The organism is Streptomyces himastatinicus ATCC 53653, from assembly GCF_000158915.1.
GTDB classification, from domain to species: Bacteria; Actinomycetota; Actinomycetes; order Streptomycetales; family Streptomycetaceae; genus Streptomyces; species Streptomyces himastatinicus.
Map to the genome: position 1 here is coordinate 8,438,039 of NZ_GG657754.1, position 6,753 is coordinate 8,444,791.

Annotated in this window: 5 protein-coding genes and 1 pseudogene; 5 read left to right on the forward strand and 1 reads right to left on the reverse strand. The window is 70.9% G+C overall.

Translation table 11 applies throughout. The annotated features are described in order from the left end of the window. Positions 1-211 precede the first annotated feature (211 nt). The 4 genes from SSOG_RS36075 (at position 212) to SSOG_RS58610 (ending at position 4,843) form a co-directional block, all read left to right on the forward strand. Complete coding sequence (locus tag SSOG_RS36075; RefSeq protein WP_009719207.1) at positions 212-1,360, forward strand: quaternary amine ABC transporter ATP-binding protein; 1,149 nt, start codon at positions 212-214, stop codon at positions 1,358-1,360. Beyond that, positions 1,353-3,974: an ABC transporter permease/substrate binding protein gene (locus tag SSOG_RS36080; RefSeq protein ID WP_009719208.1), complete on the forward strand. Its 2,622-nt coding sequence runs from the start codon at positions 1,353-1,355 to the stop codon at positions 3,972-3,974. Before SSOG_RS36075 ends, SSOG_RS36080 begins: the two co-directional genes overlap by 8 nt. 198 nt (positions 3,975-4,172) lie before the next feature. After that, positions 4,173-4,364 carry a helical backbone metal receptor gene (locus SSOG_RS58605; RefSeq protein ID WP_425385471.1) on the forward strand — a complete coding sequence of 64 codons (192 nt, stop codon included), beginning with the start codon at positions 4,173-4,175 and terminating at the stop codon, positions 4,362-4,364. Beyond that, the gene (locus SSOG_RS58610) at positions 4,358-4,843 is read left to right on the forward strand and encodes a helical backbone metal receptor (RefSeq protein WP_009719209.1); all 486 of its coding nucleotides are present in this window, start codon (positions 4,358-4,360) and stop codon (positions 4,841-4,843) included. The genes SSOG_RS58605 and SSOG_RS58610 overlap by 7 nt, the downstream gene beginning before the upstream one ends. Before the next feature lie 50 nt (positions 4,844-4,893). Here SSOG_RS58610 and SSOG_RS36090 read toward each other — a convergent pair. Continuing rightward, positions 4,894-6,010, reverse strand: a pseudogene (locus SSOG_RS36090) (TDT family transporter). Between the two features lie 70 nt (positions 6,011-6,080). Between SSOG_RS36090 and SSOG_RS36095 the strand changes: the two are divergent. Beyond that, the coding region (locus SSOG_RS36095; RefSeq protein ID WP_009719211.1) for a LysR family transcriptional regulator at positions 6,081-6,753 on the forward strand (673 nt) is incomplete at its 3' end.

Genomic DNA, 6,753 nt, shown 5'->3' on the forward strand with positions numbered 1-6,753 from the left:
AATGCCGTACGCCGGTGACACCGCCGGACTGGGAATGTGAGCTGGGTCACCGTATGGTTTACGCCATAAGGAGAGGGGCAGGCGCGCCCCCGGAGCGAGGCCCTTGCGTTATTCAACTATTGCGTAGGGCATGCGGTCCCGGTGCCGTGCTGTTCCACGACCTGCCGGCGGGGGTGGCGGGTCGTTTTTTGGTGCGATATGAGAGGTATATGTGTCCAAACTGCGAGCCGAAGGCCTGTACAAGGTGTTCGGCAGAAGACCCGATGAGGCGGTAGCCGATCTCGAGGGCGGTGCGGACCGCGAGAAACTGCGGGCGGAGGGTACGACGGCTGCGGTCATCGATGCCTCCTTCGCGGTCGAGGCGGGCCAGACATTCGTCGTCATGGGTCTGTCGGGATCCGGGAAGTCCACGCTGCTGCGCATGCTGAACGGGCTGCTGGAGCCGACCGCCGGGCGCGTCCTCTTCGATGACGACGACCTCACCGCGCTCAGCCCCCGCGATCTGCGCCAGGTGCGCTCCCACAAGATCAGCATGGTCTTCCAGCACTTCGCGCTCTTCCCGCACCGCACGGTGCTGGAGAACGCGGGGTACGGCCTGGAGGTCCAGGGCATACCGGCCGAGGAGCGCGTGAAGCGCGCCACCGAGGCCCTGGAGATGGTCGGTCTGGCCGGCTGGGAGAAGTCCTGGCCCGATGAGCTGTCCGGCGGTATGCAGCAGCGCGTGGGCCTCGCCCGCGCCCTGGCCACCGACGCCGACGTGCTGCTGATGGACGAGTCCTTCAGCGCGCTCGACCCGCTGATCCGCCGCGATATGCAGGACCAGCTGGTCCAGCTCCAGAAGCGGCTCAAGAAGACCATCGTCTTCATCACCCACGACCTCAACGAGGCCATGCGCCTCGGTGACCGCATCGCCGTCATGCGTGACGGCCAGATCGTCCAGATCGGCACCGCCGAGGACATCCTGGTCACCCCGGCCAACGACTACGTCGCCTCCTTCACCCAGGACGTCGACCGGTCCCGGGTGCTCACCGCCGGGGCGATCATGTCGGACCCGGAAGAGGTGCTGGGCACCACCGCCGACGACGGCACGACGCTGCGCACCGAGCAGGATCTGCTGGCCGCCGCCCCCGCGACCGTCGGCACCGACACCCCGATCGTCGAGCTGTTCACCCCCTGCTCGCGCAGCGGCACCGCGGTCGCGGTGACCGACGGCGACGGCGTCCTCGTCGGCGTCATCGCCCGCTCCCGGCTGCTCGCCGCCCTCGGCGACGGGGACACCGGGGGCGACGGCGCGACACCGCCGTCACCCGGCGGCGGGGACGCGCCCGAGTCCGCGAAGAAGGTGATCACCGGTGCCTAGGCTCGAACTCGGCGACTGGATCAATTCCGGCGTCAACTGGCTCCGTGACAACCTGAGCTGGCTCTTCGACTTCATCTCCTCCGTCGTGCAGGGCATGTACGACGGGGTGAACTCGGTGCTCAGCGCGCCCGAGCCGCTGCTGCTCGCGGGCATCCTCGCGGTGCTCGCCTGGTGGCTGCGCGGGCTGCTGCCCGCCGTCCTCGCCTTCGCGGGCTTCGCGCTCATCGATTCGATCGAGCTGTGGGGCGAGGCGATGAACACCCTCGCGCTGGTGCTGGTCGCCGGTGCGATCACCATCGTGTTCGCGGTGCCGCTGGGCATCTGGGCGTCCCGCAACCGCGGCGTGAGCGCATCGATCCGCCCGGTGCTGGACTTCATGCAGACGATGCCCGCCTTCGTCTACCTGATCCCCGGCATCTTCTTCTTCGGCCTCGGGGTCGTCCCCGGTGTCGTCGCGACCGTCATCTTCTCGATGCCCCCGGGCGTCCGCATGACGGAGCTGGGCATTCGCCAGGTCGACGCCGAGCTGGTCGAGGCGGCCGACGCCTTCGGCACCCATCCGCGCCGCACCCTGCTGCGCGTCCAGCTGCCGCTGGCCCTGCCCACCATCATGGCGGGCATCAACCAGGTGATCATGCTGGCGCTGTCCATGGTCGTCATCGCGGGCATGGTCGGCGCCGAGGGCCTGGGCTCCACGGTCTTCCAGGCGATCAGCTCCGTCGACGTGGCCATGGGCTTCGAGGGCGGCATCGCGGTGGTCATCCTGGCCATGTACCTGGACCGGATGACCAGCGCGCTCAATCAGCGCGTCTCCCCGCTCGCCCGCCGCGCGCTCGCCAAGGAGCGGGCCAAGGCGCTCAGCGGTTCGCGGGTGCTGCACTGGCGGCCCGCGACCTCGGTCGCCATGGTCGGCGTGGTCGTCCTGGCGCTGGTCGCCGGCGGCATGAAGATGTTCGCCGACAACGACACCGGCCCCACCGTCTCCGCCAACGTCGGCAAGGGCCAGTCGGTCAACCTCGGCTACATCAACTGGGACGAGGGCGTCGCCTCCACCTTCCTGTGGAAGGAGCTGCTGGAGGAGCGCGGCTTCAAGCCCAAGGTGCAGTCGTACGACGTCGGCGCCCTGTGGACCGGTATGGCCGCGGGCAACATCGACATGCAGACCGACGCCTGGCTCCCGGCCACCCACGCCACGTACTGGGCGAAGTACAAGGACAAGCTGGAGAACCTCGGCTCCTGGTACGACAAGACCTCCCTGGAGGTCGCGGTCCCCTCGTACGTCAAGGGCGTGAAGTCCCTCGACGACCTCAAGTCCAAGTCCAGCACCTTCAAGGACAAGATCATCGGCATCGAGCCCGGCGCGGGTGAGATGAAGCTGATGCAGGACAAGGTCATGCCGGGGTACGGCCTGAACAAGGACTACCAGCTGGTCAAGGGCTCCACCGCGGCGATGCTCTCCCAGCTGGAGCGCTCGTACGCCAAGAAGGAGCCGATCGCGGTCACCCTGTGGTCCCCGCACTGGGCGTACAACAAGTACAAGCTCACCAAGCTGAAGGACCCCAAGGGCGCCTTCGGCAAGGGCGACCACATCGACACGATCGCGCGCAAGGGCTTCTCGAAGAAGAACCCGCAGGTCGCCAAGTGGATGAAGAACTTCAAGCTGAGTGAGAAGCAGCTCACCAGCCTGGAGGCGGCCATCCAGGACGCCGGTAAGGGCAAGGAGCAGCAGGGCGTCCGCGCCTGGCTGAAGGACAACCCGGGGATCGCGAGCAAGCTCGCCCCGGTGCCCGGCGGCGCCGACCAGAAGGGCAAGGACGCGGGCGCCGCGCCGAAGATCGGCTACTTCCCGTGGGACGAGGACATCGCGACCACGTACCTGTGGAAGAACATCCTGGAGAAGCGCGGCTACAAGCCGTCGATCAAGCAGTACGACGTCGGCTCGATGTTCACCGGCATGAGCACCGGCCAGGTCGACGTCGAGTTCGACGGCTGGCTACCGGTCGCGCAGAAACAGTACTGGGACAGATACAAGAAGAATCTCGTCGACGTCGGGTCGTGGTACGACAAGACCTCTCTCGAGATCGCCGTCCCGTCGTACGTCAAGGACGTGAAGTCCCTGGCCGACCTCAAGGGGAAGTCCGACCTCTTCAAGGGCAAGATCATCGGCATCGAACCGGGCACCGGTGAGATGAAGATCCTCAAGAGCAAGGTCCTGAAGGCGTACGGCCTCGACAAGGAGTACAAGGTCTCCGACGGCTCCTCCCCGGCGATGCTGGCGCAGCTCGAGCGCAGTTACGCCAAGAAGGAACCGGTGGCCGTCGTTCTGTGGACCCCGCACTGGGCGTACAGCAAGTACAAGCTCACCAAGCTCGCGGACCCGCAGAAGGCCTTCGGGGCCAGCAACCAGCTCCACACTCTCGCCAACAAGTCCTTCCCGAAGAAGTTCCCCGAGTTCAACGGGTGGCTGAAGAAGTGGCACATGACCGAGAAGGAGCTGGCCAGCCTCGAGCAGGCCGTGCAGGACGCGGGCAAGGGCAACGAGGAGGAAGGCGTCCAGAAGTGGATCGACGCCAACCCCGGCATCGTCGACAAGATGGCGCCGGTCAACCCCTGACCCCCGTCGCCCCGCTGTAACACCATCCGCCGCCGCGGTCCGGAGCCCATCGCTCCGGTCCGCGGCGGCGGCCGTTCGTACGGGGCCCGCCGCACGCGGCCGTACGGTGGGGCGATGAGTACTCGTGCCCGCGTACGCAGCGTGGTGTCCCTCGTGCCCTCGCTCACCGAGTCCGTCGCCGTCACCGCGCCGATTCAGATGAACGGGATGACCGACTGGTGCATCCATCCGTCCAGGATGCGCTGCGGAGCGCGTCGGCGGCACCAAGAACCCCCGACACCGCCTCGGATCGCGGCCCTCGCCCCGGACCTCGTCCTCGCCAACGAGGAGGAGAACCGCGCCCCCCGACCTCGACGCGCTGCGCGCCGCCGGGCTGGAGGTGAATGGTGACCGAGGTACGGACGCTGGAGCAGGCGTTCGCCCGAGAGCTGGACCGGGTCCTGGTGCACGGCTGCGGGCTGCCGCGCCCCGGCTGGCTGGACGAGGCCGAGGCAGCCTGGGCGGACGTCCGGGCTGGTCGGGCCACCGGGGCGGAGCGGCGGGCCGTGGTTCCCGTATGGCGGCGGCCGTGGATGGTGCTGGGCCGGGACACCTTCGCCGGGGATCTGCTGGCCCGGCTGGGCGTACGGCATCTCTACGCGGAGCACCCCGAGCGCTACCCCCGCATCCCGATCGACGAGCTGACGGGGCGCGGCGCGGAGCTGGTGGTGCTGCCGGACGAGCCGTACCGCTTCACCGCCGACGACGGGCCCGAGGCGTTCCCCGGGCTGCCCGCCGCGCTCGTCAGCGGCCGCCATCTGACCTGGTACGGCCCCTCGCTGGCGGAGGCACCCGCCGTGCTGGGCGCGGCGCTGGCGGCGGCCCGCTGAGTATCGGGGTCGGGCTCGGGGCGCGAGCAGGGTGCCGCGCGGGTGAACCTCTAGGGCGCGAGCAGGGTGCCGCGCGCCAGGCCGAGCGCCGTGCGCGCCGCGACCAGCGCCCACGCCGCCACCAGGGCGGCGTACAGCCCTGCCGCGAGCCAGCCGAGGGCATGCAGACCGGTGTGCCGGGCCAGCGCCGCCGCTCCCGTGACGCAGGTGCCCACCGGGAAGGTGAACCCCCACCAGGTCATCGCGAACGGCATCCCGCGCCGCACCGTCCGCACCACCATCGCCGCCGCCGACGCCAGCCACAGCAGGGCGAACCCCATCACCGGCACCCCGTACGCCACCGAGGCGAACCGGGCGGCGGCCTCCGGCACCCCCGCCGTGTACGTGGCGGCGTCGGCCAGCCCGCCCGCGGCCGTCGTGGACTGCCCGAGCGGGCCCAGCACGAGGAACAGCGCGGGCGTCAGCGCCGCCGGGAGCGGACCGTGGCGGACCAGCCGGTCGAAGATCAGCGGCAGCATCAGGAACGTCCCCAGCAGGCTCACCCCGGCCAGCGCCAGACAGCCCAGCAGCAGCGCCTCCCGCCCCTGCCCGGGCGGCAGATGCGGCACCAGCGCCGGACCGGTCGCCGCCGACACCATCGGCGCCACCACCGGCAGCAGCCACACCGGGGACGCGTCCCCGGGGCCGATCCGGTGCCGCAGCACCATCAGGGCCGGGATCCCGGCCGCCGTCAGCAGGGCGGTGAACGTTCCGGCCGCCCACAGGACCGCGTCCACGGCCACCGCCGCCCGTATGCCGATCACCTCCGCGCCCACCGACAGCGTCGCCGCGCCGACCGCCGACAGCGCCATGGGGGAGGCAGCCGTGGAAGGGCGCGACCGCCGGGTCCAGCAGATCGGCGCGGGCCCGGTCGCGATGGCGCGCCCAGTGCGCCGCGCGGGCGGCCAGCACGGCGCAGAGCAGCAGCACCGACAGCCCCCACACCACCCGGCACACGCCACCCAGCCCCGGGACGCGCACCGGCAGCCCGGCGCCCGCGGTGGCCACGATGGCGGTACCCATCACCGTGGCGTACCAGTTCGGGCCGAGGCCGCGTACGGACGGCCGGGGCGGGTGAGCCCGGACGGCGGCGGTGGGGAGGGGCGGGGCGGGCGCGGCAGTGACCATGAACGCACCTTCGCCCGCTGGAGCGCCTCCCACCAGGCCCGTCTTCTCTATGAGGGCATAAGCTGACTTTATGAGCGAGCAGCGCCAGAAGCGTCCCACCCCCGGCGACGACGGCCCGGCGCACCCCACGCCCCTCGCGTACCGCGTCCCCGACCTCGGCGCGCTGGAGCTGCTGCTCGCCGTCGCCCGGCTCGGCAGCCTCGGCCGCGCCGCCCGGGAACTGGGCATCACCCAGCCCGCCGCGAGCAGCCGGATCCGGGCGATGGAACGGCGGCTGGGCGTCGCGCTCGTGGACCGCTCGCCGCGCGGCTCCCGGCTCACCGCGCCCGGGGCGCTCGTCACGGACTGGGCGCGGCGCGTGGTGGAGGCGGCCGAGGCGTTCGACGCGGGCGTCCACGCGCTGCGCGACCGCCGCGACTCCCGGCTGCGGGTCGCCGCCAGCATGACGATCGCCGAATATCTGCTGCCCGGCTGGCTGATAGCCCTGCGCGCCCTGCGCCCCGACACCGCCGTCTCGCTGCTCGCCGGGAACACCGCGGCCGTCGCCGGGCGGCTGCTGGACGGCGAGGCGGACATCGGCTTCGTCGAGGGCCTGGACACCCCGAACGGGCTGGACGGCACGGTCATCGGCCACGACCGCCTGACGGTGGTCACCGCCCCCGGCCACCCCTGGGCCCGCCGCCGCACCCCGCCCGACGCCGCCGAACTGGCCGCCACCCCGCTGATCCTCCGCGAGCGCGGCT